We start from the raw sequence: 23439 nt of genomic DNA, 5'->3' as shown, positions 1-23439 counted from the left end.
CGGCATGCGGTTCGTTCCGGTGACCGGTGTTCGGTCATCAACGGGTGGCCGGGGCCGCCCAGACCATCCAGCGGGCGCTCTCGGCGCTGTTGTTGTCGCTCTGGACCGTGCGCTTCTTCATGGAAATCACCCCCTCTCCAGGTGTCCGGTGCGGATGGGAACCCGCGGCGTCGTCCGGGAGGCCAGCAAGGCCAGCCCGCCGACGGACGCCACGGAAGCCAGGAGGACCATCGCCGGCCGCAGGGCGCCGGCGGACGGTGCGGATTGTGCGGTCTGTGCGGCCTGTACGAGGGGGCCGACGGTGGCGGCACCGGCCATCGCACCGACCTGCAGGGCGGTGCCGAGCACCCCGGACGCGGCCCCGCTCAGCCGGGCCGGAACCTCCCGCAGCGCCGTGGTGACGAGCGGCGTGAGCAGGAAGGCGTTGCCGGCTCCGATGAGACACAGGGGCAGGAGGAACTCCGGCCAGGCGGCGCCCGGCCGCATCAGCGCGGCCGCCCACAGCATGCCGGCCGCCGTCGCCCCGATGCCGCCCAGGACCAGCAGCCTGCCCTCGACCCGGCCGGACAGCCGGCCCGCCAGCGGGTTGAGGACCGCGGAGCAGGCGGAGGCCGGTACCAGCACCAGCCCGGCGAGCAGTGCCCCGTACCCGGCGACCGACTGGAAGTACACCGACAGCAGCAGGACCAGCCCGGTCACCGTGGCCGCTACGACCACCGCGCAGGCGGTCATCCGGCTGAAGCCCCGGTCGGCGAACAGCCCGAACGGCACCAGGGGCGAGCGTAGCTGCCGTGCGCGCTGCTGGGCGAGGAAGCCGACCGACAGGGCGCCGCCGGCCGCGAGCAGCGCCCAGAGCCGGCCGTTCCACCCGTACGTCCCACCCTGGCCGGCGGCGAAGCTCAGGCACAGCAGGGCAGCGGCGGCGAGCACCACACCCGGCAGGTCGAGCCGGCCGGGCCGGGGCCCGCCCTCGCGGCCCGCGGGGGCCGGTGGGGCCGCCGGCAGGGCCAGCCGGGCCAGCAGCAGGGTGGCGGCACCGACCGGGACGTTGACCAGGAACACCCAGCGCCAGTCGAGCGCGCCGACCAGCAGCCCGCCCAGTACGGGCGCCGTCACCGCGGCGATCCCGCCGGCCGCGCCCCGCACCCCGAAGGCCGTGCCCCGCCGCTCGGCGGGGAAGTGCGCCACCAGCATGGCCATGGTCTGAGGGGTGAACAGGGCGGCCCCGAGGCCTTGCAGGACCCGCGCCGCGATCAGCTGGCCGGGCGTCTGGGCCGCCCCGCAGGCCGCACTGGCCAGGGTGAAGACCGCCAGGCCGGCCAGGAAGACCCGGCGGTGACCGAACAGGTCGCCCAGCCGGCCCCCGGTGATCAGGGCGACGGCCAGGGCGAGCAGGTAGCCGGTGAGCGCCCAGACGGCCTGGCCCAGAGTCGCGCCGAGCCCGTCCTGGATCTGCGGCACGGCCACGGTGACGACCAGGGCATCGAGCTGTGCCAGGAAGAACGCCGCCGAGGCCACCGCGAGCACCGCCCACGGCCGGCCCTGCAGGCCTCGTAACCGGCTTCCGGGTGTGTCCCGTACGGAGCTCACGACGGGTCCCGCCAGACCACCGCCGGTACCTTGCCGGTCCGTTCGATCCTGGCCAGCCGGCCGGCCCGGGCGGTGGTGAGTGCCTCCGGATGGTGCACGGCGATGCTGTACAGCCGGGCCGATCCGGCGAGCAACTGCCGCCGCACCTCTTCCGGTTCGGCCGGGCCGGTGAAGTGCACCGTCATCCGGCGCGCCCCGTGCCAGTGGTCCGCCTCGCGGGCCAGCTCCAGCTGGGCCTCCCACACCCCGGGCAGGGAGGTGGCCAGGTCCAGCAGTTCGCCGGCGGCGAGCAGGCTGCCCTGCAGCTTGAACGCGTCGTCGGCCCGGTTCACCACCCGCAGCCCGTCGGGGCGCCCGCACGGGCACTCGGCCGGGGCGAGCCGGTCCCCGAGCCGGTAGCGGACCACCGGGACGGTCCAGCCGCTGCCCGCCCGGCTCAGCAGGGCGCCCTCGTCGTCGGTCTCGATGATCTGGTCGGGCATCAGGTGCAGGACCCGCAGATCGCAGTGGGGCGTGTTGGTGGCGATCACATACGTTTCCACGGCGCCGTAGTTGCCCCAGAACCCGGCCTCCGGGAAGGCGGCCCGGACCGTCTTCTCCGCGACCTCCGTCCACGGCTCGGCCATCCAGACCACCGTGCGCACCGGCAGCGTCCGGCCCGAGTCCAGCAATCCCTGGGCCAGTTCGACCAGTCCGCCGGGGGTGCCCGCGACGGAGTCCACGCCCAGTTCCGCGAACGCGTCGAGCCAGTACGGAAGTTCCTCCGGATCGAGCGGCCCGCTGGGGACCACCCGGCATCGGCTGTGCTCGGCCAGCGCCTGCATGTAGTAGTGGGAGGCCCACATCCGGCCGGGGGTGAACGTGTTGAGGAAGACCGAATCCGGGGAGAGCGGCCGCCACTGCTCGTGCAGGCGGTCCAGCGCCTGGCCGTACTCCACGAAGGTGATCTTGGGCGGGCCGGTGGTGCCGCCGCTGGACAGCACGATCGAACCGCTCTGCGCGGTCTTCTCCCGGGACACGGCGAGGATCTCCGCCGGGCCGGACACGGCCAGATCCGCCAGACCGCCCGCGGAGGCCGGCACCGGCGCCCCACCGCAGTCCGCCAGTTCGCGCGCCTGATCGAGGATGCGCTCCCAGGGGAGCCCGCCGATGATCACGGCGCCGTTCCCGTCCGTGCGGTGTGGCCGGCGCGGCCGAGGTGGTGGGCGTGGCCGTCGAGGTAGGCGCGGAACCGGGCCTCGACCATGTCGGCCGCGATCCGGTCCGAGGCCTCGTCCAGGCCGAACCCGGCCGCGCCGTCCAGCTCCACCTCGGACAGCCAGTCCCGCTGCCCGTCGGACAGGAAGTCGACCGTGAAGTAGGGGGCGGGCAGCCGTTCCGCCACGTACGCGACCGTGCTCCGCATCCGCTCCGGCAGCTCGGTGTACGCCCACTGGCGGCGGCCGCCGGAACCCCGGTTGACCATCCCGCAGTAGCCCTCTTTCCAGCCCTGCACCACGGCCCGGACCTGCCCCTCCACGACGTAGACCCGGGTCTCGCGCGGGTTCTCGATGTACGGCTGCGCGACCAGCGCGGTCTCCGCGCCGCCGGCCAGCCCGATCACCCCCCGCAGGTCGTGCAGGTTGCGCACCACCGAAATCCCCAGGCCCATCGCCCAGTTCGCCGGTTTCACGAGCAGCGGATAGTCCAGGCCGGCCAGGGCCGGGTCGTAGTGCCCGGTCATGGCGTCCCGTCCGGTCCCGATCCGCACGGTGGGAACCGGCGGGATCGGACTGCCGGCCAGGTGGAGCATGGTGGCCGCCTTGTCCGCGACCACGTACCCCCACTGCGGAGGGATCGGCAGGTAGAAGCCGAGCCTTTCGAGGACGGTGAACAGGAACAGCTGGTTCGCCACGTCCTGGCCCTGGTGCGGCAGCGAGTACAGCATCGTCACGAAGACGGTGTCCGCGGGCGTGACCTGCTCGCCCTTCAGGTAGACCTTGGGCCGGGCGGGGTCGGTGGCGTCCACCGAGACCTCCTCCGGCTTGTGCAGGCTCAGCTCCAGCGAGAGGTTCTTGGCGAGGGCCCGGTACGCGTCCCAGACCGCGGCGTCCTCGTAGGCGCGCTGCCCCGCCGTACCGCGTTCGGGGTAGATCCAGCACAGCCGGCGTACGGTGCTCTGCCCGGGCTCCTGCCCGGGAACCTGCTCAGACACGGGTGGCGCTCCTCGCGGCGAAGTCGCGGACCGTGCGGACGAACTCCGCCGGCTCTTCGAGGAACGGCAGGTGCCCGCTCCCGGTGAACATCCGCAGCTCGGCCGCGGGAATGGTGTCGGCCAGCCACCGGCCGACCTCCGTCGGATAGACCTGGCTCTTCGCGCCGTGGATCAGCAGGGTCGGTACGCCCGTCCCGGCCGCCAGCTTCGGCCGGAGGTCCAGGGCCGCCGCATCGGCGAGGAGGCCGGCACAGGCCCGGGGGGTCCAGCGCAGCGCCTCGGCCGTCAGCTCGGCGACCAGGTCCTGGTCCGGCTCGGAGCCGGCCGCGAAGGAGCCCCGCACGAGGCTGTCCGCGAATGCCGTCCGGTCGGCGGCGACGGTGCCGAGCAGCTGCTCGACCCCGGCGGCGTCCAGACCGCCGAAGGCCGCGTGCTCCCAGCCGGGCCCGAGGGTCAGCCGTGGCGACTGCTCGACCCAGACCAGGCCCGAGACCCGCTCGGAGCCGAACCGGTCCAGGTACTCGTACGCGACCGTGGCACCCAGGGACCAGCCCAGCAGCACCGCACCGCGCAGGTCGAGCCGGTCGAACACCTCGGCCAGGTCCTGGGCGGCCCGGCGGACGGTGGCCGCCCCGCGCCGGGGCAGCTCGATCGTCACCACCCGGTGCCCGTCGGCCAGTTCGGTGGCGACCGGGGCGAAGAACCGCCCGGTGGCGGCGAGTCCGGGGACCATGACCAGCGGGCTTCCCGCGCCACGTACATGAAACTCCGTCATATCAACCCCTCAAACCCAACTGCCTGCGCAGCAACGGCTTGTCGACCTTGCCGACCTCGGTCCGCGGCACCGCGTCCACGAACGCGACACTGCCGTTCAGCCGGTGGTGCCGCAGCACCCGGTGCACGGCCGAGGCCACCTCGGTCCGGGCGCCCCGCGGGCGGACCGCGACCAGCACCTCGTTCCCGTACGCGGCGCGGTGCACCGGCAGGCTCACCGCCTCGGCGACCGGTCCGGCGGCCGTGATCTCCTCGTCGAGCACCGGCGCGAGCAGCGGGCCGGCCGGGGTGGCCAGCGCCTCGGTCAGCCGGCCGAGGATCCGGTAGCCGCCGTTTCCGCGCCGGCTCACCAGGTCACCGGTCCAGAACTCCGCACCGCGGAACGTCAACGCGTTCGCCTCGGCGTGGCCGAGGTATCCCTCGCTGGTGCAGTCCGAGCGGAGCACCAGCTCGCCGATGTCCGGGCTGCCGGCCAGCGGCTCGATCCGGGCGCCGACCCCGGCCACCGGCACCAGGCCCGCGCCGGCCATGTCGCCGAGCGCCAGACCGAACTCGGTGGAGCCGTAGATCTCCCGGACCGTGAGCCCCAGGGCCTCCCGGGCCCGCCGGGTCACGGCCGGGCTGAGGTACGCCCCGCCGCACAGGGCCCGCCGTATCCCGGACAGGTCCACGCCGGGGACGGCAGCGGCCGCCTCGGTCAGCTCCTCGTAGTGCCGGGGGAGCGCGCTCATCGCGGTCACCCCGTACTCGGCGAGGCCGCGCAGCAGCTCCTGCGGCGGGGCGGCCGGATCGGCGAGCACCAGCCGCGCGCCGGACAGCAGCGCGGCGAACACGTGCAGGTCGGTGGCGTGCGCCACATCCAGGGTGTGCCGGCAGAAGAACACGTCGGTTTCCGTGATCCCGGTGTCGGCCAGCCAGCGCCGGCGCTCCCGGACGAACCGGTCCTGACGCCAGGAGATCCCCTTGGGGAACCCGGTGGAGCCGGAGGACCACAGCACCCGGAAGACACCCGTCTGCGGGCCGCCGCCGGGGGGCAGCGGATCCGCGGACGCCAGCAGGCCGAGGGAGACGGCCGGCACGCCCGCCGGGACGTCCCGGTCCGCGACCAGGAGCACGGGCCGGGTGCGGTCCAGCGCCTCCCGCACGTCCTCCTCGGAGAACCCGGACAGCAGCGGGACGTAGTGGGCGCCGAGCCGGGCGGTGGCCAGGATCAGGGCGACGTAGCCGATGCTGTTGCGCAGCGCGAAGCCCACGCAGTCCCCGGCCCGCACCCCCTGCGCGGCCAGCCCGCCGGCGATCCGGTCGGTCAGGCCCAGGAGCTCCGCGTAGCCGACGGACTCCCCGCCCGTCTCCTCGATCGCGCACGCCCCCGGACTCCGTTCGGCGACGGCGCGCACGGCCCCGTAGAGGCTCACGGCGCCGTCCACCCCGCGTAGGTGGCGAACCGCCAGTCCTTGGCCAGGCAGTCGACCCGCCCGAAGCCGGCCTCCCGCAGCCAGTTCAGCTGGGTCTCGAGATCGATGCAGATGTCGTACGTCATGCGCTGCCGCCCGGCCGCCCACTCCTCGGCCGGCGTGCCGGAGGCGTGCACGTGGGCCTCGTGCTGCCGGTCGTACATCGCCTCCAGGCGGTCGTCCGGCGCGAGCAGCTGCTCCACGTTGACGAACACCCCGCCGGGCGCCAGGACCCGGCGGATCCGGGCGAACAGGTCGCGCTTGTCCTCGTGGTCGAGGTGGTGGATCGTCAGGCCGGAGACGACGGCGTCGAAGGGCCCGGCGGGCAGCTCGTCGGTCAGTTCGCCGAGCAGCGTGGCGACCCGCTTGGTCCCGCGGAACCGGTCGGCCGCCAGGCCCAGCATCCCGGCCGAGTGGTCGAACAGCACCAGCTCGGCACCGGGTATCCGCTCCAGCACGGCAGCACTGAGCAGACCGGTCCCCGCCCCCAGGTCCAGGATCCGTGGATTCTTCGACACCGTCATCGCCACCGCGGCCGCCGCGCTGTCGTACAGCAGGTCGAAGGAGGGGATCAGCTGCCGGCGCAGTGCGTCGAACGTGGTGGGGTCCCAGAGTTCGGGAAGTGTGGGCGTCCGCATGTGTGTTCCCATCGCCGGTCCTCCGTGCCGCTCGTTGGCTTGCTGGCTCGCTGATCGAGTGACCCGATCGTGCCCGCGGGAGGACCGTGCCGCGTAGGGAAGAACGCGCAGCGATGACGGCGGCCGTGCTGGAGCCGCCCTCCGGCCATCAGGTCGGCTCAGGTCAGGTTCAGCCCTCCGTCGAGCACGATGACCTCGCCGGTGAGGTAGGTGTGGGCGATCACCGAGGCCACCAGGTCGGCCACGTCCGCGGGCCGGGCCGGGCGGCGCATGGGCGCGCGGTCCCGCCACACCTCGTGCGCGTGGGCCCAGTCCTTCGTCATCGGGGTGTCCACCAGCCCCGGAGCGACCGCGTTGACCCGCACGTCCGGCGCGAGCGCAGCCGCCAGCAGCCGGGTCACGTGGTTGAGTGCGGCCTTGCTCGCCGCGTACGGCACCGACGAGCCCTTGGGGCGCACCCCGGCATGGCTGGTGATGTTCACGACGCTGCCACCCGCGGGTGACCGGCGCAGCGCCGGAAGTGCCGCCGTGCACAGCACCCATGGCGCGATCAGGTTCACTTCCAGCACCTGCCGCCAGTCCGCCGGCGTGGCCGCGGCCAGGTCGTCGTGCGGGATGGGCCAACTGATGCCCGCGTTGTTCACGAGCACGTCCAGCCGCCCGAACCGGTCGAGTGCCGCCTCGACCAGGCCCCGGGCCTCCTCCTCCACCTCCAGATCCGCCTGCACGTACGCCCCGCCGAGCTCCGCCGCCAGCGCCTCCCCGGCCTCCGTACTGCGCCGCGAGTGCACGACGACCCGCATCCCGTCCGCCGCCAGCCTCCGCGCGACGGCCTCCCCGATCCCCGACGTGGACCCGCTGACCAGGGCAACGGGCCGATCTGCTTGTTCGATCCTCATGGCGACGGATCCTGTCACGGTCTTCGGCGGGGATGCCGCGGCCATGGCCGCCCCCTCACCCCATGCCGTGTGCCCGCGGAGCGAGGCCCCCTGTCCGCGTACCTGCCCGACCCGCGTAGGATGCGAACGTGAGTACGAATACCGGGGAGTCTCGGCGGCCCGAGTTGAGCGGGCGGCTCAGCGGGGACGAGTTGGGGCGGTGGTACTGGACGCTCGCCGAACTGACCGCGCTCGCACGGGAGCTGGGAGTCCCGCGCGGAGGAGGCAAGGCCGCGCTGACCGAGCGGCTGCGGGCGGCGTTGGACGGGGTGCCGGTCGACGTCCCCGTCGTACGCCGGGCACGGGGCGGGCGGCAGCTGGCCGCACCGGTCGACGGGCGCAGCGTGATCCCCGAGGGGCAGCGGTGCAGCCAGGTGCTGCGGGAGTTCTTCCTGCGGGAGATCGGACCCGGCTTCCACTTCGACGCGTTCATGCGCGAGTACATCGCCCACCAGGCGGGGCGCACCCTCGCCGACGCGGTCGCACACTGGCACGCCACCCGGGCCGCGGCCGCCGAACCCCAGGAGGTCGGCGCCCAGTTCGAGTTCAACCGGTTCCTCCGCGACTGGCATGCCCGCCATCCGGAGGGCACGCGGGAGCAGGCGCTGCGGGCCTGGCGGGAGCACCGGGCGCAGCCCCGGGGCGCCGGGACATCTGCGCGGGTCAGGTGAGGTGGCGGAGCAGGACCACGCCGTTGCCGAAGGTGTGGGTGCCGGCCGTGCGGAGCCGGGTGCGGGCGGTGTCCACGACCGGGAACAGCGGTTTGCCGCGGCCCAGCAGCACCGGGTGGACGTAGATCCGGTACTCGTCGATCAGGCCGTGCCGCATGAAGGTGGCCGCCAGGTCGGCGCCGCTGAGGGCCAGGTCGCCGCCCGGGGCGGCCTTCAGGGCCTCGATCTCCGCCGGGTCCACCCTGCGCACCACCGTGGTGTTCCAGGCGGTGTGCTCCTCGGGAACCAGGGTCCGGGAGAACACGTACTTCGGCATGTCCCGCCAGATCGCCGCGAACTCCGCCACCGGGGCGGGTACGGCCGGATCCGCGTCGGCGTCCGGCCAGTACGCCGCCATCAGCTCGTGGGTGACCCGGCCGGTGAGGAACGCCCCCATCGGCGCCAGCTGTTCGTTCATGTGGGCGTGCAGCTCGTCGTCCACCAGGTGCCAGTCGATCTCGCGGCCCGGTCCCTCGATGTAGCCGTCGAGGGACACCGACATGTGCAGGATGATCCGTCCCATGGTGGTCGAGCATAGGCGCGGAGCGGCCGGCGGGCGGGGACGCGGCCGCCCCGGCCGCTCGGCGTCGCCGGGCACACCAGTACCGTTCGTCCCGTCCCCTCCGGGATCCTCGCCGGCCGACCGATCGACCGGTGGCCGTTGGCCGACTCGATCGAGCCGACTGGCCGACGGTCGACCGGCCGGGCCGACCGAGCCGACTGATGGGAGCGCCCACATGACCGCGTCCGACGAAGACTCCGTACTGCTGGGCCTGGCAGGGGGCACCGGCCGGATCACCCTCAACCGGCCCGGCGCGCTCAACGCCCTCACCCACGCCATGGTGCTGCGGATCTCCGCGGCACTCGACGCCTGGGAGCAGGATCCGGCCGTCGACCGGGTGCTGATCACCGGGGCGGGGGAGCGCGGCCTGTGCGCGGGCGGGGACATCCGCTCCATCCACCGGGACGCGGCCGGCGGCGGCACCGGCACGGTCGGCTTCTGGCGCGACGAGTACCGGCTCAACGCGCGGATCGCGCACTACCCGAAGCCGTACGTCGCCCTGATGGACGGCATCGTGATGGGCGGCGGGGTCGGGGTCTCGGCCCACGGCAGCGTGCGGATCGTCACCGAACGCTCCCGGGTGGCCATGCCGGAGACCGGCATCGGCTTCGTCCCGGACGTCGGCGGCACCCACCTGCTCGGCCGGGCCCCGGGCGAACTCGGCACCCACCTGGCCCTCACCGGCACGGCGGTCGGCGCGGCCGACGCCCTGCTGTGCGGGCTCGCCGACCACTTCGTGCCGGCCGCACGGCTCGCGGACCTCGTCGGGGACCTGACCCGGGAGCCGGCCGGCGCCCCGCTGCCCGAGGTGCTGTCCCGGTACGCGGCCCCCTCCCCGCCGGGAGTGCTGGCGGAGGCCCGTGCCTGGATCGACCCCTGCTACGCCGCCGGCACGGTCGAGGAGATCGTCGAGCGGCTGCTCGACCACGGCGCGCCGGCCGCGAAGGAGGCCGCCGAGACGATCCTGGCCAAGTCCCCGACCGCACTGAAGGTCACCCTGGCCGCCCTGCGGCGCGCCCGGCGGCTCGGCTCGCTGGAACGCGTCCTGGAGCAGGAGTTCACCGTGTCCTGCACCGCGCTGACCGCCCTGCCCGACCTGGTGGAGGGCATCCGCGCGCAGGTGATCGACAAGGACCGCAGCCCGCGCTGGTCCCCGGCGACCCTGCCGGAGGTCGACGAGGCCGCCGTGGCCGCCTTCTTCACCCCGCCGGGCAAGGACCGCCCCCGCGTCTTCGACCGCCTCGACGGGCTCGACCACTCCGACGAGTTCGAGGAATTCGACCGCCCGGGCTCCTGAGAGTGCTCCCTGTGATCCCGCGTATGCACCCGCTTTCCCTCCAATATCCGGATATCGGTCCTCGGCGGCGGGCAGAGGACGGGCATGTTCCCGCACGTCCTCGCCAGGTTCCGTCGCGGCAAGGCCGCAGACCCCGTGTTCACCGCCGACTTCAGCTCCGCGTCCCAATGGGTCGCCGGCCGCTCGTACGCGTATCCGGACGGCGGCCCGGTCAACCCCGGTGACAACAAGCTCGACCACCTCGTCGCCGACCCCACCTACAGCCGCAGCGGAGTCTTCCGCGCCACCCGCCGCCCGGACGGCAACTGGAACGCCGGGCTCCTCACCACCGAAGGCAGCAGCGAAGGCTTCATGGTGCGCGCCGAGGACACCCTGGAGGCACGGGTCAGGCTGCCCGAGGCCATGGGTGCCTGGCCCGCGATCTGGACCTGGCGGGACGGTGGCCAGGAGATCGACGTCTTCGAGTACCACCCCGACAACCCCGACCTGCTGGAACTCTCCAACCACGTCAAGGGCGGCTCCCGTTACCACCGCGACCCGGCGATCCGGCCCGGCGGCTGGGTCGACCTGCGGTGCACCTTCGGGGCGCGCTCCGTGGAATGGTCGGTCAACGGCAAACGGGTGCACGCCGACCGCGCCGGGGTGGGCCGGCGCTGGCGGGCCTACCTGATCGTGAACCTGTCCGTGTGCGCCGGCCGGTACCACCCCGCGCCGGACCCGGACGCCTCGGAGATGTCGTACGAGGTATCCAGCCTGCGCGTCTACCGGCCCGGCAGCCGGGTTTCCAGCCCGTCCAGTACGCGCTGGAGGCCGTAGTCGAAGTTCTCCTCGCGCACCCGGCGCGGGTCTCCCCGCCGGGCCGCCGAGGCGTTCTCCCGCATCAGCGGATGGTCCGCCAGGGCCTGTTCGGCGGCCGGCGTCAGGCTCCGCACCCACTCGCGCTCGTCCTGCCCGCTGCGGGCGAGCAGCGACAGGTACGCGGCCTCGCTGGTCGCCGAGCCGACCACATAGGCGATGACCGCCTTCATCGCCGGCTCCGGCTCGCCCGCGGGGAACCCGGCCCGCTGGAACAGTGCCAGCATCCGCTCCGACATCCGCATCAGGTTCGGTCCGAGATGGGCCAGGCCGACCTGTCCCAGCACCGCGGCCACCCACGGGTGGCGCAACGCCACCTCCCGCAGGCTGTGCCCACTGCGGGCCACGGCCGCCCGCCAGTCGGCCGGATCCCGGAGGTCCGGGACCTCCAACTCCCCGTAGACCTCGTCCACGACCAGCTCGATCAGCTCGTCCTTGTTGGCCACGTGCCGGTACAGCGAGGTCGCCGCCGCGCCCATCCGGGTGCCGAGCTTGCGCATGCTCAGCGCCTCGATCCCCTCGGCGTCCAGCAGCTCGATCGCCGCGGCCACGATCTGCTCCCGGCTCAGCGCCGGCTGCTCCTTCTGCCGCCGCGGCCGCGCCCAGACGGAGGAAACCCCGGAACCGGAGGCCTGCTCCTGCTCGTTGGCTGTCATGCCGGCCAGCGTAGCGCACGCCGTACGCATCATGCGTACACCGTGCGCTCTGCTGGACCGGGGGCGGCTACCGGTAGCCGGTGGTGTCGGCCGGCTTGCCCGGGTCCTGTACTTCCACCATGTACCGCCAGGCGTCCGGGCGGCTTCCGTCCAGATCCGTGAAGCCGTACTCCCGGGCCAGCTGCCCGCTGGACAGCGACCGGCCGTTCCAGCGGGACACCTGCGGGTCGGCGGCCAGTGCCGCCACCGCCCGTCCGACGTACGAGGGCGTCTCCGAGATCGCGAAGTGCGGGACGCGCTCGGTCGCATCCCGCCAGTTCGCCTCCGTCACCCCGAAGTTCTCCAGCATCATCTCCGAGCGCAGCCAGCCCGGGGTCAGCGCCACCGCCGTCGCCCCGCGCGGCCCCAGCTCGTGCCCCAGCGCGAACGCCATCCGCAGCACTGCGGACTTGGCGAGGTCGTAGAAGAAAGACACCCGGTAGGTGTCGCGGTTGTACTCCTGGGTCCCGTCCGTCATCTCCACCACCAGACCGCCCGGCGTGCGCAGCAGCAGGGGCAGCGCGAAATGACTGGTGATGGCGTGGGTGTCGACCGCCAGCCGCAGCAGCCGCAGCCCCTTGTCCAGGTCGTGTTCCCACACCGTGCTGTCCCACTCGAAGAGCAGCTCCCCGCCCCAGATGTCGTTCACCACCACGTCCAGCCGGTCCTGTTCGGACCCGATCCGCTCCACCAGCGCCTCGACCTGCTCCGGCACCAGGTGATCGCACACCACCGGGATGCCCAGCCCGCCCGCGGCGGTCACCAGCTCGGCCGTCTCCTCCACCGTCTCCGGCCGGTCGTACTCCGACCGCTTGCCCCGGGTGCTGCGCCCGGTGACGTACACCGTCGCGCCCTCCGCTCCCAGTTGGACGGCGATGCCCCGGCCCGCGCCACGGGTGCCGCCCGCGACCAGGGCGACCTTGCCCCGCAGAGTTCCAGACATGGGCCGAGCGTACTCCGCAGCCTGCGCCGATGGCCGGAACGGTGTTCTTTCCCGGCGGTGCGGTACCGGCTACCACGGGCAGGTCCGTTCCGGCGCGGCCGATCCGCCCAGGGAGGCATGCCCTGATTGGCCACCGCGCTGATGACGAGCTTCGCGACCCATCCAGCCCCGCCGGGGGAGCACCCTCCAGTCCCGCCGGGGTTGGAGCCCCCTCCAGCCCCGCCGGCGTTTGAGGCGCGGGGGTCCGGGGGCTGGCCCCCGGCAACGGCGCCGCACCCGGGCCCCGACCGTTGCGAAGCCGGGGTGGGGTGGGGGCCGCTGCGCGGAGCTGTTCCCCTACCCGCCCCTTCCCGAACTGGGGCTCCGCCCCAGACCCCGCTCCTCAAACGCCGGAGGGGCTAGATGTGCCCGGCGGGGCTGGAAATGCCTGGGGCTCCGCCCCAGAGCCCGCGCCTCACACGCCGGCGGGGCTGGATGTGCCCGGCGGGGCTGGAGATGGCCGGGGCTCCGCCCCAGAGCCCGCTCCTCAAACGCCGGAGGGGCTGGATGTGCCCGGCGGGGCTGGAAGTGGCGAAGCGGGTGGGGTCGGTCAGTTTTCTGGGGTGAGGGGGAGGTTGGCGGTGGAGGGGAGGAGGGAGAGGAGGGTCAGGACGGTGGCCAGGGCGGCGGCCGAGACTGCCAGGGCCGGACCCGGGCCCCACAGCGTCCAGGCCGCCCCGAACAGGAGGGATCCGGCGAAGCGGGCCAGGGCCTGGGCCGTTTGGAGGCAGGCCAGGCCGGTGGTGCGGAGTTCCTCGGGGAGCAGCGGCCCGGCCGCGGCCATCAGCACCCCGTCGGTGGCGGCGTAGAACACGCCGAGCAGGACCAGCACCCCCACGGCCAGCGCCGGTCCGGCCGGCAGCGGGCCCAGGAGCAGCAGGCAGGCGAGCAGCAGCAGGGCGTGCCCGCCCAGGAAGACCCGGTGCCGGCCGAACCGGTCGGCGAGCCGGCCGGCCGGCAGCGCGCACAGCAGGAACGCGGCCGCCGTCCCCACCGGCAGCAGCGGGAACCAGGCCGTGGGCAGCTCCAGCCGCCGCTGCAGCAGCAGGAACAGGAAGGAGTCGCTGACCGTGACCAGCCCCAGCAGGGCGGCAGTCAGGCAGAGCCGCCGCAGACCGGGCAGCCCCGCGAGGGTCCGCAGGGCCGGGAGCCGGGGCCGCGCAGCCGCCGGTGCCGGGGCCTCCCGTACGAACAGCGCCAGCAGCACCACGCCCAGCACGGCGAAGCAGAAGCTCACCATGAACACGGCGTCGTAGCCGTCCGCCGCCACCCACAGCACCCCGAACGCGGCCAGCGGGCCCAGCAGCGCGCCCGCCGTGTCCATCGCCCGGTGCACCCCGAAGGCCCGCCCCTGCTCGCCGGGCGGCGCGGACAGCGAGATCAGCGCGTCGCGCGGGGCGGTGCGCAGCCCCTTGCCGGTGCGGTCGGCGGCCAGCACCGCCGCCACCGACCAGGGGGTGGCGACGGCGAGCAGGCCGGCCTTGCACGCGGCGGAGATGCCGTAGCCGATCCCGGCGACCAGCTTGCGGCGCCGGGTGCGGTCCGCGACCCGGCCCCCGGCCAGCCGGAACAGTGCGGTGGCGCCCTGGTGGAGCCCGTCCAGGGCGCCGAACGCGAGCGGAGACATGCCGAGGCCCGCCATCAGGTACAGCGGCAGTACGGCGGTGACCATCTCCGCGGAGATGTCCGTGACCAGGCTGACCAGCCCGAGCGCGAGGACGGTGCCGGGGACGGCGCGGCGGCGGACGGGCGCCGGAGCGTGGATCCCCTGGGCGGCGTCCGCCGCCCGGTTGGCCGACAGGTACACGGACGGCTCCCTAGAACCAGTTGATGGTGAGGGGGAAGGCGGCGGTGGCCGTGGCGCCCGCGGAGTCGGTGGCGGTGGCGGTGACCTGGACGGTGCCGCTGCCCCACGGCTTGCCGGTGATGCGGCCGGTGCCGGCGTCCATGCTCAGACCCCAGGGCAGGCCGGTCGCGGTGTACCGCAGCGGGGCCTTGCCGCCGGTCGCGGTGACCTGGATGGTGCAGCTCTGGTTGAACTTGCAGGTCTGGGCGCCCGGGTTGGTGACCTTCAGATCACCCGGGGTGGGAGTGGGGGTCGGGGTCGGGGTCGGGGTGGGCGTCGGGTCGGTGCCGGAGGTGAACACCTCCGAGATCGGCTGGACGTTCGCCGCGTTCCCGGCGTGCGCGGTGCCGAACAGGTCCTCGAACGTGCGCAGCAGGTGGTGGTGGTTGACGGGGGTCGCGTACCGGCCCGTCTTCACGTGCGCGCCGTAGAACACCGTGGCGATCTGGTTGGAGCCCAGGAAGTTGTCCTCGTCCCAGGTCAGCACCAGCAGGCTGTTGTTGGCCTTCGCCCACTGCGCGTACGCGTCGATGTTGTTCTTCGTCCAGGTGTCGCCGGTGGACACCGGGCAGGAGTGCATGTCGTTGCACTGGTCCGGCACGATGAACGACAGGTGCGGCAGCGCCGCGAAGTTTCCCTGCGGGAACTGCGCCCACGTCTTACCGGTGTTCAGCGGCACGTTCTTGAACGCGAACCACGGGTTGTGCTTCTGCGCGTACTGGCCGCTGGTGCAGACCGTCGAACCCTCGCTCGGCAGGCCCTGGTTGTACGTGGCGAAGGTCTTTCCCGCCGCGATCAGCTCCTGGCCGAGGTTGGCCGCGGTCATCGACTGCGGGACGTAGCAGCCGTCACCGGTGATCCCCTGGGTGGAGCCCGAGAACAGGTTGAAGTAGTTCGGCTGGCTCGGGTGGGTGAGGGCCTTCATCGCGGTCAGGCTGGCCCCGTTGTTGGCCAGCTGGTTGATGTAGGGCGCGTTGGCGCTGCCGATGATCTCGCCGTACTGCTTGTTCTCGTAGACGACGACCACCACGTGGTCGTACGTCGGCAGGGCCGCGGCCCGCACTGCTCCGGTCGTCGAACCTGTCTCCGCCGCCTGCGAGTTGGCGGCCGTGAAGGCCCCCAGCAGGCCGAGCGCGCCGAGCGTTGCGACGAGCGCGGACCAACCGGCCCGGCGGGCCCGGCGCGTCCGGAGGCGTGCGGGTGGGGTGTCGGGTGAGTGGGGTTCGATGGTCTTCGGTCCGGGTGACATGTCAGCGGTACTCCTCGCTGTGAAGGGTTCATTCCTCGCGCCGGGCCGCACCGGCCACGGCGACGTTCAGGAACCGCGGCACCGGCCGGCCGCGGTCGCGGAACTCCGCCGCGACCCCGGCCCGTACCGCCGCCACACGGTTCTCCGGCAGCAGCAGCAGCGCGCTGCGGCCGGGCCGTTCCCCCGGCGGCCAGGCGCTCAGCGCCCCGCCCCGCCGGGCGCACTCCAGGGCCCGCCCGAGCTCCGCGGCCCACTCCGACGGCTCTCCCCGTACGGCCATCAGCACCAGCCGCGCGCCGGAGGCCGGCGGGTCGAAGGCGATGTGGCGGGGCGGGCCGGCCGGATCGAGCAGCAAGGCCCTGCCCGGACGGGCGAACAGCACCGCCCGGCGCAGCGCCCCGTCCCCGCCGGGCAGCGCGTCCCCGATCAGCCGGTCGAGCTCCGTTCGATCGAGTTCCGGAATGTCTGTTTCCGGAATGCCTGGTTTCGGAATATCTGGTTCTGATCCGTCGATTTGCGTCCGGGCCGGCTCGGCGCCGGCGCGCGGGCGGCCCGGTACGCCGTCCTCGGACGGTCCGGCCCGGTGTACGTCCGCCACGGCCAGGGCGATCGCGCAGTCCGCCGGCTCGGCCGTGGCCAGCCCGGCGGCCGGGGTGAGCGCGCCCTGCACGTGCAGATCCGTACCGCCCTGCCCGTAACCGGCGCGGGCCAGCGCGCACAGCAGCCGGTACGTGCGGGCCGCCCAGTCCGGGACCACGGGCGGCCGCCCGGCCGGGTCGAGCGGCAGATCGCAGCTGTGCGCCGGATGGCTGAGCGAACTGAGCCGCACCACCCCGTCCGTACGCGCCGCCGCGGCGGCCGCCACCGGCCAGCCGGCCGCCGCGACCAGCCCGGGCCCCATGTGGAAGGCGTGCGGGGCACTCCACACGGCCGTCGGCGGCCGGCCGTGCGCCGCCTCCAGGGCGTACGCGGCCAGCCGGAACAACGGGTCGGCGGTCGCCCGGCGGGCCAGGTCCTGCGCGTCCGCGGCCACGCCGTTCACCCCGCGTCCTTGCGGGCCAGCATCCGGTACGCGTTCCCGCCGTCGGTGCGCCGCGCGGCCGCCGAACGCAGCCCGTCCAGCACGGCCGCGACCGCGAACGCGGGGAGGGCGGCGGCCCGTACGCCATGCCGCAGCGCCCGGCGCCGGCGCGTGGTGGGCGCCGCCCACGGGCTGTCCGGGTCCGGGGCCAGCCGGGTCACGGTCAGCGCCACCGCGCCGAAGAAGTCGTTGCCCTGGTGGGCCTGCCCGTGCTCCTCGGCCAGGACGGTGAACCCGCGGTCGGCGAGCGCCTCGCGCAGGTTCGCCGCCGGGATGAGGTGCTGGTGCTGCGGCTGGAACCAGGGCAGCCAGGCCGGCCCGAGGAGCCGGGCCATCCGCGACTCCGGATCGGGCAGTTCGATCATCAGGTGGCCGCCGGGGGCCAGCACCGCCGCCGCCGTGTCGAGCTCGGTCAGCGGATCGCGCGTGTGCTCCAGGTAGTGGTACATGCTCACCACCTCGTACTGGCCGGCCAGTTTCACCGCGAACTCCGGGAACTGGCCCTGGTATCCGGTACCGGCCCAGCCGCGCAGCTCCGCCTCGCGGACCCCGTCGCCCATGTCCAGGCCGTCGAACCGGGTGTCCGGCCACACGGCCCGCGCCGCATTGCAGAAGTGCCCGTGGCCGGTGCCGACGTCCAGCCAGGACGCGGGTCCGGCGGGCGGCGCGTACGGCCGGACCAGCTCGGCGCGCCGGCGGTACGACTCGCCGAGCCGCCCGAAGACCGTGCCGGCCCCCTCCCCGCCGCGCCCGTCGTAGAAGTCCCGGTAGTAGAAGTCCAGTCCTTCCGGAGTCAGCCGCGGGTTCTGGAACACATGGCCGCAGTCCGCACACCGGTCCAGCACGAACCGGCCGGGCTTGCCCTGCAGCAGGTCGGGCACGCGGACGAGGACGTCGAGCCGGCCCGAGCCGCACCAGGGGCAGTCGCAGCGCCGGGACTCCAGGAACCGGTCGGTGCCGGCGGCCAGTTCGGCCCGGTAGGCGGCGGCCGCGCCCTGGTCGGGGCCCGGTTCTGCGGCGGCCGCGGTGTCGGCGGCGGTACGGAGGGCGGCGCGGAGCGAGTGCCAGGGCCGGCCGGCCGTGGCCCGGCCCAGACCGGCCGGCCGCAGCGGACCGCTCCGCCCGCCGAGCACGGCGTACGGCTGGAGCCAGTACAGGGCGGCGGCCGCCGCACCCCAGCGCCGATGCCGCACGCATGCGGTGGCGAGCAGACCCAGGCCGGCGAGCTGGGCACCGGCCAGCAGGCCCGGCGGCAGCCCCTGCGCCCGCAGTTCGGCGGCCCGGTCCGCCGGCCGGCCGGGCGGGCCGCAGCGCAGGCCGGGTGCGATGGCCAGTCCGGTGGCGGCGGGAGCGAACTCCTTCAGCCGGCGGACCAGGGCGAGCAGGTCGGCGCGGGTCGGCCGCCCCGCCCCGGCAGTCGGCCCGGTGGGCCGGCCGTTCGCGGGATCGCCGGCGGGTGACCCGGTGGGCCGGCCGATTGCGGGCCCACTCGCGGGTGACCCGGTGGCCCGGCCGATTGCGGGGCCGCTCGCGGGTGCCTTCGTGGGGCTGTTCGCGGGATTGTTTACATGACCGTTCGCGGGGCTGGTGGCGGGGCTGTTTGCGGGGTCGGCCGTGGGGCCGTTCGCGGGGCCGGAGCCGGAGCGGCGCAGCACCTCCTCGGAGACCAGGACGGCGTACCCGGCGCCGCGGCCCTCCGCGAGCCGGTCCAGCGGATAGGCCGCGGGGTCCACCAGGCGCAGCAGCCCGAGGGCCTCCTCGGCGCCGAGATCCGCCGGAAGCAGGTCCAGCACCTGCAAGCCGTGCCGGTCGGCGTGCCCGCAGGCGGCCAGGAAGGTGGCCGCGTCGGCCTCGACCCCGTCCGCGGTGATCAGCCGCCAGCCGGCGGGCCGCAGGACCCCGGTGGCGGGCGGCGCCGACGGCAGCACCGGTACGGTCCGCAGCCGCCGGCGGGCCCGCAGGGTGCCGGCGCCGAGTGCGGCGATCAGCGCGAGCGGCACCCACGGAACGGGCGGCCGGGCAGACCCGACCGGCTGTCCCGGCCGTCCCGGCAGTCCAGTCAGTCCAGTCAGTCCAGGGAGACCGTTGAGTCCGTTGAGTCCGTTGAGTCCGTTGAGTCCGTTGAGTCCAGGCTGTCCCGGGCGGAAGGTCGGCTTCATGTCAGCTTCTCCACATGGTCGGCCGCGGCGGCGGCTCCGCCCGCCGCGGCGAAAGAGGCCTGGATGCGCCGGGCGGCCCGGCGCGGGCCGGGCTCGTCCAGCACGGCGGTCAGCGCATCGCGGAGCTCCTCGGCCCGGGTCCGGCCGAACCGCACCCGAACCCCCGCCCCCGCGTCGACGACCTGCTGGGCCACGATCGGCTGGTCGTCCCGGATCGGTGCGAGGACCAGTGGCAGTCCGTGGGCGAGCGTCTCGCACACCGTGTTGTGGCCGCCGTGGCTGACCACCGCATCGAGGTGCGGCAGCAACTCCAGCTGCGGCACGGTCTCCCGGAGCAGCACCCCCTCCGGCAGCGGGCTCCCCACCAGCGCGGCGGGCGCGGCCAGGACCAGCTGCACCCGGTCCGCCGCCAGCCGCTCGGCCGCCCCCAGCACGGCCGCGTAGAACCGGCCGCCCGCCGCCCCGTTGAGCGTGCCCAGCGACACCAGCACCCGCCGCCGGTCCGGGTCGAGCTCCCGCCACGGGAAACCGGGGCCGGCCGGCCGGGACCCGAAGGCCGGGCCCACGAAGGCGTACTGCGCGGGGAACTGCCGCTCCCGACCCACCAGTTCGGGCGTGGAGAACACCAGCACCAGCCGCTCGGAGAACCGCGGATCCCAGTCCGTTCCCTTCTCCCCGCCCGGCCCGCTGCCGCCGGGGAACTCGGCGAGCAGCCCCGCGATCTGCCCGGCCACCCACTCCGCGACCTTCGGGAATCCGGCGAACGGCCCGGTCAGTTCCGCCGAGGTGCTCGCCGAGGTCACCCACGGAACGCCGAGCCGGCGCGCCACCAGCGGCCCGGCCAGGGCCTGCTGGTCGGCGACCAGCACATCCGGGCGGAAGGCGCGCACCGCCTCGGTCACCCCCGGCACCATGGCCCGTGCCAGCGGCACCAGCGCCTCCTCCCACAGGAACCGCAGCGCCCCCACCCCGCGCAGGTCCCGCCATCGCTCGTGCAGCTCCACGTACGAGCTGCCCGCCCGGTCCCCGGCCGGCAGCACCCGGGCATGGCCGGGCAGCAGCCCCGCCAGCACCTCGGCCGGTCCGGTCCAGGCGACCTCGTGCCCCCGGGCGGCGAGTTCGGAGCCGACCGCCACCGTCGGGTTGACGTGTCCGGCCAGCGGCGGGACGACGAAGAGAACCTTCACGGCAGCAGCGCCCCCGTCCGGCGGCCGTCGGTATCGGCCACCTCGTCGAGATGGGCGAGTACGGCCTTGCGCAGCGCGCCGCTGGTCTCCTTGAGTACGTCGTGCCCGAGGCCGGGCAGGATCTCCACCCCGCACCGTTCCGCGTACTGGGCCAACTCCAGGGCGCCCGGCACCAGTTCGGAGTGCTCCCCGCACACGATCAGCACCGGGCAGTGCAGCCGGGCGTAGTCGGCCGGGGTGAAGGGCTGGCCGGCGGCGATGTCGTCGATGAGCGTGGTCCGGTTGAGGAGCTCGTCGGCGACTGCGGTCAGATTGGCGGCCTTGCGCAGCCGCAGCGACCGCAGCTCGGCCGGCACCGCGCTGTCCTCCAGGCTGAGCGCGGCCGCCGACAGGGTGTCCACCATGTTCTCCACCCAGGCGCCGCTGAGCGGGGGTTCGAGCAGGGTCAGGCCCGCGACGAGGTCCGGCCGGGCGAGTGCGGCGTGCACGGCCAGGGTGCCGCCGTAACTGTTGCCGACCAGGTGCACGGCCCGGTGGGCGAGGCCGAGTGCGTCGAGGAGCGCGAGGAGGTCCCGTACCGCGGTACGGCTGTCGTAGCCGGAGGCGGGGCGTTCGCTGCGGCCATGGCCGCGCAGGTCGTACAGGACCACCTCGTGGCCGGACCGGGCGACCGGGACGGCGAGCGGGCAGTAGAAGGAGGACAGGTTGTCGACGACCAGCCCGTGCAGGAAGACCACCACGGGCCGGCCGGGGTCGGCGGGCTCGGGGGCGGGCAGTTGCTGGACGTGGAAGCGGAGGCGGTTGGCGGATATCTCGGCCATGGCGGGCTCAGCCGGCCTTGGCGGGGGTGGGGGCCGCGGGCGCGGGCTTGGGCGCGGGCTTGGGCGGGGGCGTGGGCTTGGGCACGGGCGTCGGCGCGGCCGCTGTCACGGGCGCGGTCGCTGTCACGGGCGCGGTCGCTGTCACGGGCGCGGCCGTGGCCGGCGCGGCCGCCGCCGTGACCGTCTCGGGCCGCGGTCGGGAGAGCGCGGCATGGGTGACCCGGCCGATGTGCTCGACGAGCTCCCCCACCGACATGGCGAGGATCTCCTCCATGTCCTTCTCCGCGAGGAAGCCCATCAGGTCGACCTCCCTCCCGTAGCGCTGGTGCAGCAGCTCGGCGAGGGCCACGAACTCGATGCTCTCCAGCGCCAGGTCCGCGTTGAAGGTGGTCTTCATGGTGACCTCCTCGGCCAGCAGGAATTCGTCGCCGACGATCTCCACGAGCATCCCGGTGATCTCGGCGAGGATGCCGGCGGTGCCGGCGGTACGGGCGGCGCTGTCGGTGGTGTCAGATGCCATGGCTGGCCTCCGTTACGGGGAAACGGTCGATGGACGAGAGCGTGGAAGGGGCGGCTTCCGGTGCCGGGACGTCCGTCCAGGCGACGATGTGCTCGCCGGCCGGGCCGTGCAGCGGGTGCAGGACGGAGGTCCGTACGAGGTGCCGGCGCCCTGCGGGGGAGACCACCAGCAGGCTGTCCGCGGCGGGGACGTCCACCACCGCCCAGTCGCGCGGCCGGCCGCCGATCCCGGAGCCCTCCGCCTTCGCGGCGGCCTCCTTCGCACACCACAGCGCGGTGAACGCGGCCGCCGGACCGGTGCCGGACCCGGCGGCGATCCGCTCGGCCAGCCGCAGTTCGCCGGGACCGAGCGCCACCCGGACCAGGGCCGCAGGGTCGGACGGCACGGCCTCCACGTCGATGCCGACCGGGTCGGTGCGGTGCGCCAGGGCGACGGCGACCCGGTCCTTGTGCGCGAGGGACAGCCGGAACCCGTGGGCCCGCCCGCCCAACGGGACGGGCCGCCCCGTCGGATCGTTCCCGACCGGCACCTCGGCCGGGAACACCGGGCCGGCGCCGCCGTCCCAGAGCAGCTGGCGCAGCGCGTCCTTGGCGGCGATCCGGCCGAGCAGCCAGGCGGGCCGGGCGCGCGGCGACAGCCGCTCGTACGCGGTGCGCTCGGCCGCGCCGAGGTAGCGGCGCATCACCAGCTCCTGCGAGGCGGGATCGGTCCACCGGCGGCGGGCCGCGCACCAGCCGCCGGGCTGGGGCTCGCCGATCCCGCACACCTCGGGGGTGAACTTCATCGGCCAGACCCGCTCGTCGGCGGCGAACCGGCGGTACGTCCAGCCGTCGATCCGAGCCCAGACCGTGCCGTCGTCCGTGCCGCTCAGCTCGACGTCGCCGCGCACGGTGAGGTCCCGGACCTCCCGGATCCGCGCGGTGGCACGGACCAGCCGGCCGGAAGCCGGGTGCGGGCCGAAGACCGTGATCCGCTCAACCGAAGCAGGAAACACCAACCGGTCCACAGGCAGCCGCAGCTGCATCCAATGGCCGAACAGCTGCCCGGCCGCGTCGAGCAGCGCGCCGGGCGCGGGGAGCGCGCGCAGCACCCCGCGGATCCCGTCCGCACCGACCGCCGAGACCTCGTGCACGCCGGCGAAGCCCGGGCCGTGGAACATCCACCGGTCGCGGTAGAGCGCCTCGGCACTGACCGGCGCGGGGCCGGGGTCGCGCAGGCCGGTGCGGTCCGGTGCGGGTGGGGCCGGGTACCGCTCGGCGAGGACCACGACCACGCTCGCGCAGTCCCCGAGCGCGACCCGCACCCGCCCCGGCCCCTCGGGCCGCGCGGTCACCTCTATCCGGGTGGCAGGCTCCACGGCCAGCCAGCGCAGCGCCCGCACGTCGTCGTACCCGACCACGACACCGGGGTGCACGCGGCGGGCCGCATCGGCGGCCAGCTCCAACATGGTGGTCATGGGCACGACCGGGAACCGGTCCGACTCCTCGGTCCAGCCGTCGGGCTGCTGGTACACACAGTGATCGCGCACATAGGGCATCGCCCGCAACGAAAGCCCCAACTCCACCCGCAGCCCGCCCCCTTGCCCGGCCACGCGCGACCCCGCCGGCGGCCCTGCGGCCCACTGCCCGGCCTGCGGCCTGGTGGTGGGTTGTCCGGCACCCGGCCTCGCGGCTGGCTGCCCGGCCTCCGGCTCGGTGGTGGGTTGCCCGGTTCCCGGCCTCGCGGCCGGCTGCCCAGCCCGCGGCCCTGCGGCCGGCTGCCCGGCGCCCGGCCTTGTGTCCGGCTGTCCAGGTCGCGGCCTCGCGCTGGGCTGCCCGGCCTTCGACTCCGTGGGCGGTTGTCCGGTTGCCGGACTCGCGCCCACTTGTCCGGCTCGTGGCCCGGGGG

The 23439-nt window shown here is 74.5% G+C and carries 21 protein-coding genes; 3 read left to right on the top strand and 18 right to left on the bottom strand.

Annotated features, from left to right (window positions below; all coding sequences use genetic code 11):
- Nucleotides 1–126 precede the first annotated feature (126 nt).
- From AB0447_RS06250 to AB0447_RS06220, 7 genes are all read right to left on the bottom strand, one after another.
- Nucleotides 127–1590 carry a DHA2 family efflux MFS transporter permease subunit gene (locus tag AB0447_RS06250; RefSeq protein WP_366475310.1) on the bottom strand — a complete coding sequence of 488 codons (1464 nt, stop codon included), beginning with the start codon at nt 1588–1590 and terminating at the stop codon, nt 127–129.
- Complete coding sequence (locus AB0447_RS06245) at nt 1587–2747, bottom strand: AMP-binding protein (protein ID WP_366475309.1); 1161 nt, start codon at nt 2745–2747, stop codon at nt 1587–1589. The genes AB0447_RS06250 and AB0447_RS06245 overlap by 4 nt, the downstream gene beginning before the upstream one ends.
- On the bottom strand, nt 2744–3784 hold the full coding sequence (locus AB0447_RS06240) for a hypothetical protein (protein WP_366475308.1): 1041 nt from the start codon (nt 3782–3784) through the stop codon (nt 2744–2746). Before AB0447_RS06240 ends, AB0447_RS06245 begins: the two co-directional genes overlap by 4 nt.
- Complete coding sequence (locus AB0447_RS06235; protein ID WP_366475307.1) at nt 3777–4559, bottom strand: alpha/beta hydrolase; 783 nt, start codon at nt 4557–4559, stop codon at nt 3777–3779. Before AB0447_RS06235 ends, AB0447_RS06240 begins: the two co-directional genes overlap by 8 nt.
- Nucleotide 4560: 1 nt before the next feature.
- Nucleotides 4561–5973: an AMP-binding protein gene (locus tag AB0447_RS06230; protein ID WP_366475306.1), complete on the bottom strand. Its 1413-nt coding sequence runs from the start codon at nt 5971–5973 to the stop codon at nt 4561–4563.
- Entirely contained in the window at nt 5970–6662 is a 693-nt protein-coding gene (locus AB0447_RS06225) for a class I SAM-dependent methyltransferase (protein ID WP_366475304.1), read from the bottom strand. Before AB0447_RS06225 ends, AB0447_RS06230 begins: the two co-directional genes overlap by 4 nt.
- 146 nt (nt 6663–6808) lie before the next feature.
- Entirely contained in the window at nt 6809–7549 is a 741-nt protein-coding gene (locus AB0447_RS06220) for an SDR family oxidoreductase (RefSeq protein ID WP_366475303.1), read from the bottom strand.
- Between the two features lie 128 nt (nt 7550–7677).
- Between AB0447_RS06220 and AB0447_RS06215 the strand changes: the two genes are divergently transcribed.
- A complete protein-coding gene (locus tag AB0447_RS06215) occupies nt 7678–8259 on the top strand; it encodes a DUF6434 domain-containing protein (protein WP_366475302.1) in 582 nt (193 codons plus the stop codon).
- Here the strand turns inward: AB0447_RS06215 and AB0447_RS06210 are convergent.
- The gene (locus tag AB0447_RS06210; protein WP_366475301.1) at nt 8252–8821 is read right to left on the bottom strand and encodes a dihydrofolate reductase family protein; all 570 of its coding nucleotides are present in this window, start codon (nt 8819–8821) and stop codon (nt 8252–8254) included. The genes AB0447_RS06215 and AB0447_RS06210 overlap by 8 nt on opposite strands.
- A gap of 214 nt (nt 8822–9035) precedes the next feature.
- Here AB0447_RS06210 and AB0447_RS06205 point away from each other — a divergent pair, with 214 nt between their 5' ends.
- Nucleotides 9036–10157 carry an enoyl-CoA hydratase/isomerase family protein gene (locus tag AB0447_RS06205; RefSeq protein WP_366475300.1) on the top strand — a complete coding sequence of 374 codons (1122 nt, stop codon included), beginning with the start codon at nt 9036–9038 and terminating at the stop codon, nt 10155–10157.
- A gap of 84 nt (nt 10158–10241) precedes the next feature.
- Complete coding sequence (locus AB0447_RS06200; protein ID WP_366475299.1) at nt 10242–10973, top strand: beta-glucanase; 732 nt, start codon at nt 10242–10244, stop codon at nt 10971–10973.
- On the opposite strand, the gene AB0447_RS06195 is transcribed toward AB0447_RS06200, so the two are convergent.
- The 10 genes from AB0447_RS06195 to AB0447_RS06150 all read right to left on the bottom strand — a co-directional run bounded on the left by AB0447_RS06195 (nt 10919) and on the right by AB0447_RS06150 (nt 23065).
- Entirely contained in the window at nt 10919–11668 is a 750-nt protein-coding gene (locus AB0447_RS06195; RefSeq protein ID WP_366475298.1) for a TetR/AcrR family transcriptional regulator, read from the bottom strand. The genes AB0447_RS06200 and AB0447_RS06195 overlap by 55 nt on opposite strands.
- A 67-nt stretch (nt 11669–11735) precedes the next feature.
- On the bottom strand, nt 11736–12650 hold the full coding sequence (locus AB0447_RS06190) for an SDR family oxidoreductase (RefSeq protein ID WP_366475297.1): 915 nt from the start codon (nt 12648–12650) through the stop codon (nt 11736–11738).
- A gap of 589 nt (nt 12651–13239) precedes the next feature.
- Nucleotides 13240–14496 carry an MFS transporter gene (locus tag AB0447_RS06185; protein WP_366475296.1) on the bottom strand — a complete coding sequence of 419 codons (1257 nt, stop codon included), beginning with the start codon at nt 14494–14496 and terminating at the stop codon, nt 13240–13242.
- 10 nt (nt 14497–14506) lie between these two features.
- Nucleotides 14507–15784, bottom strand: coding sequence for an alkaline phosphatase family protein (locus tag AB0447_RS06180; RefSeq protein ID WP_366475295.1), 1278 nt, complete (start codon nt 15782–15784; stop codon nt 14507–14509).
- A gap of 28 nt (nt 15785–15812) precedes the next feature.
- Nucleotides 15813–16826, bottom strand: coding sequence for a galactokinase (locus tag AB0447_RS06175; RefSeq protein WP_366475294.1), 1014 nt, complete (start codon nt 16824–16826; stop codon nt 15813–15815).
- The gene (locus AB0447_RS06170; RefSeq protein WP_366475293.1) at nt 16823–18865 is read right to left on the bottom strand and encodes a methyltransferase domain-containing protein; all 2043 of its coding nucleotides are present in this window, start codon (nt 18863–18865) and stop codon (nt 16823–16825) included. Before AB0447_RS06170 ends, AB0447_RS06175 begins: the two co-directional genes overlap by 4 nt.
- Nucleotides 18866–19020: 155 nt before the next feature.
- Nucleotides 19021–20211, bottom strand: coding sequence for a nucleotide disphospho-sugar-binding domain-containing protein (locus AB0447_RS06165; RefSeq protein WP_366475292.1), 1191 nt, complete (start codon nt 20209–20211; stop codon nt 19021–19023).
- A complete protein-coding gene (locus AB0447_RS06160; protein ID WP_366475291.1) occupies nt 20208–21032 on the bottom strand; it encodes an alpha/beta fold hydrolase in 825 nt (274 codons plus the stop codon). Before AB0447_RS06160 ends, AB0447_RS06165 begins: the two co-directional genes overlap by 4 nt.
- Nucleotides 21033–21039: 7 nt before the next feature.
- The gene (locus AB0447_RS06155) at nt 21040–21552 is read right to left on the bottom strand and encodes a hypothetical protein (protein WP_366475290.1); all 513 of its coding nucleotides are present in this window, start codon (nt 21550–21552) and stop codon (nt 21040–21042) included.
- Entirely contained in the window at nt 21542–23065 is a 1524-nt protein-coding gene (locus AB0447_RS06150) for a 4'-phosphopantetheinyl transferase superfamily protein (protein WP_366475289.1), read from the bottom strand. Before AB0447_RS06150 ends, AB0447_RS06155 begins: the two co-directional genes overlap by 11 nt.
- Between the last annotated feature and the right edge of the window lie 374 nt (nt 23066–23439).

The sequence above is a fragment of the Streptomyces sp. NPDC051211 genome, from assembly GCF_040689505.1.
Classification (GTDB): Bacteria; Actinomycetota; Actinomycetes; order Streptomycetales; family Streptomycetaceae; genus Streptomyces.
The sequence above is the reverse complement of the archived record's forward strand: the minus strand, read 5'-3'. Positions and strand labels throughout refer to the sequence as shown.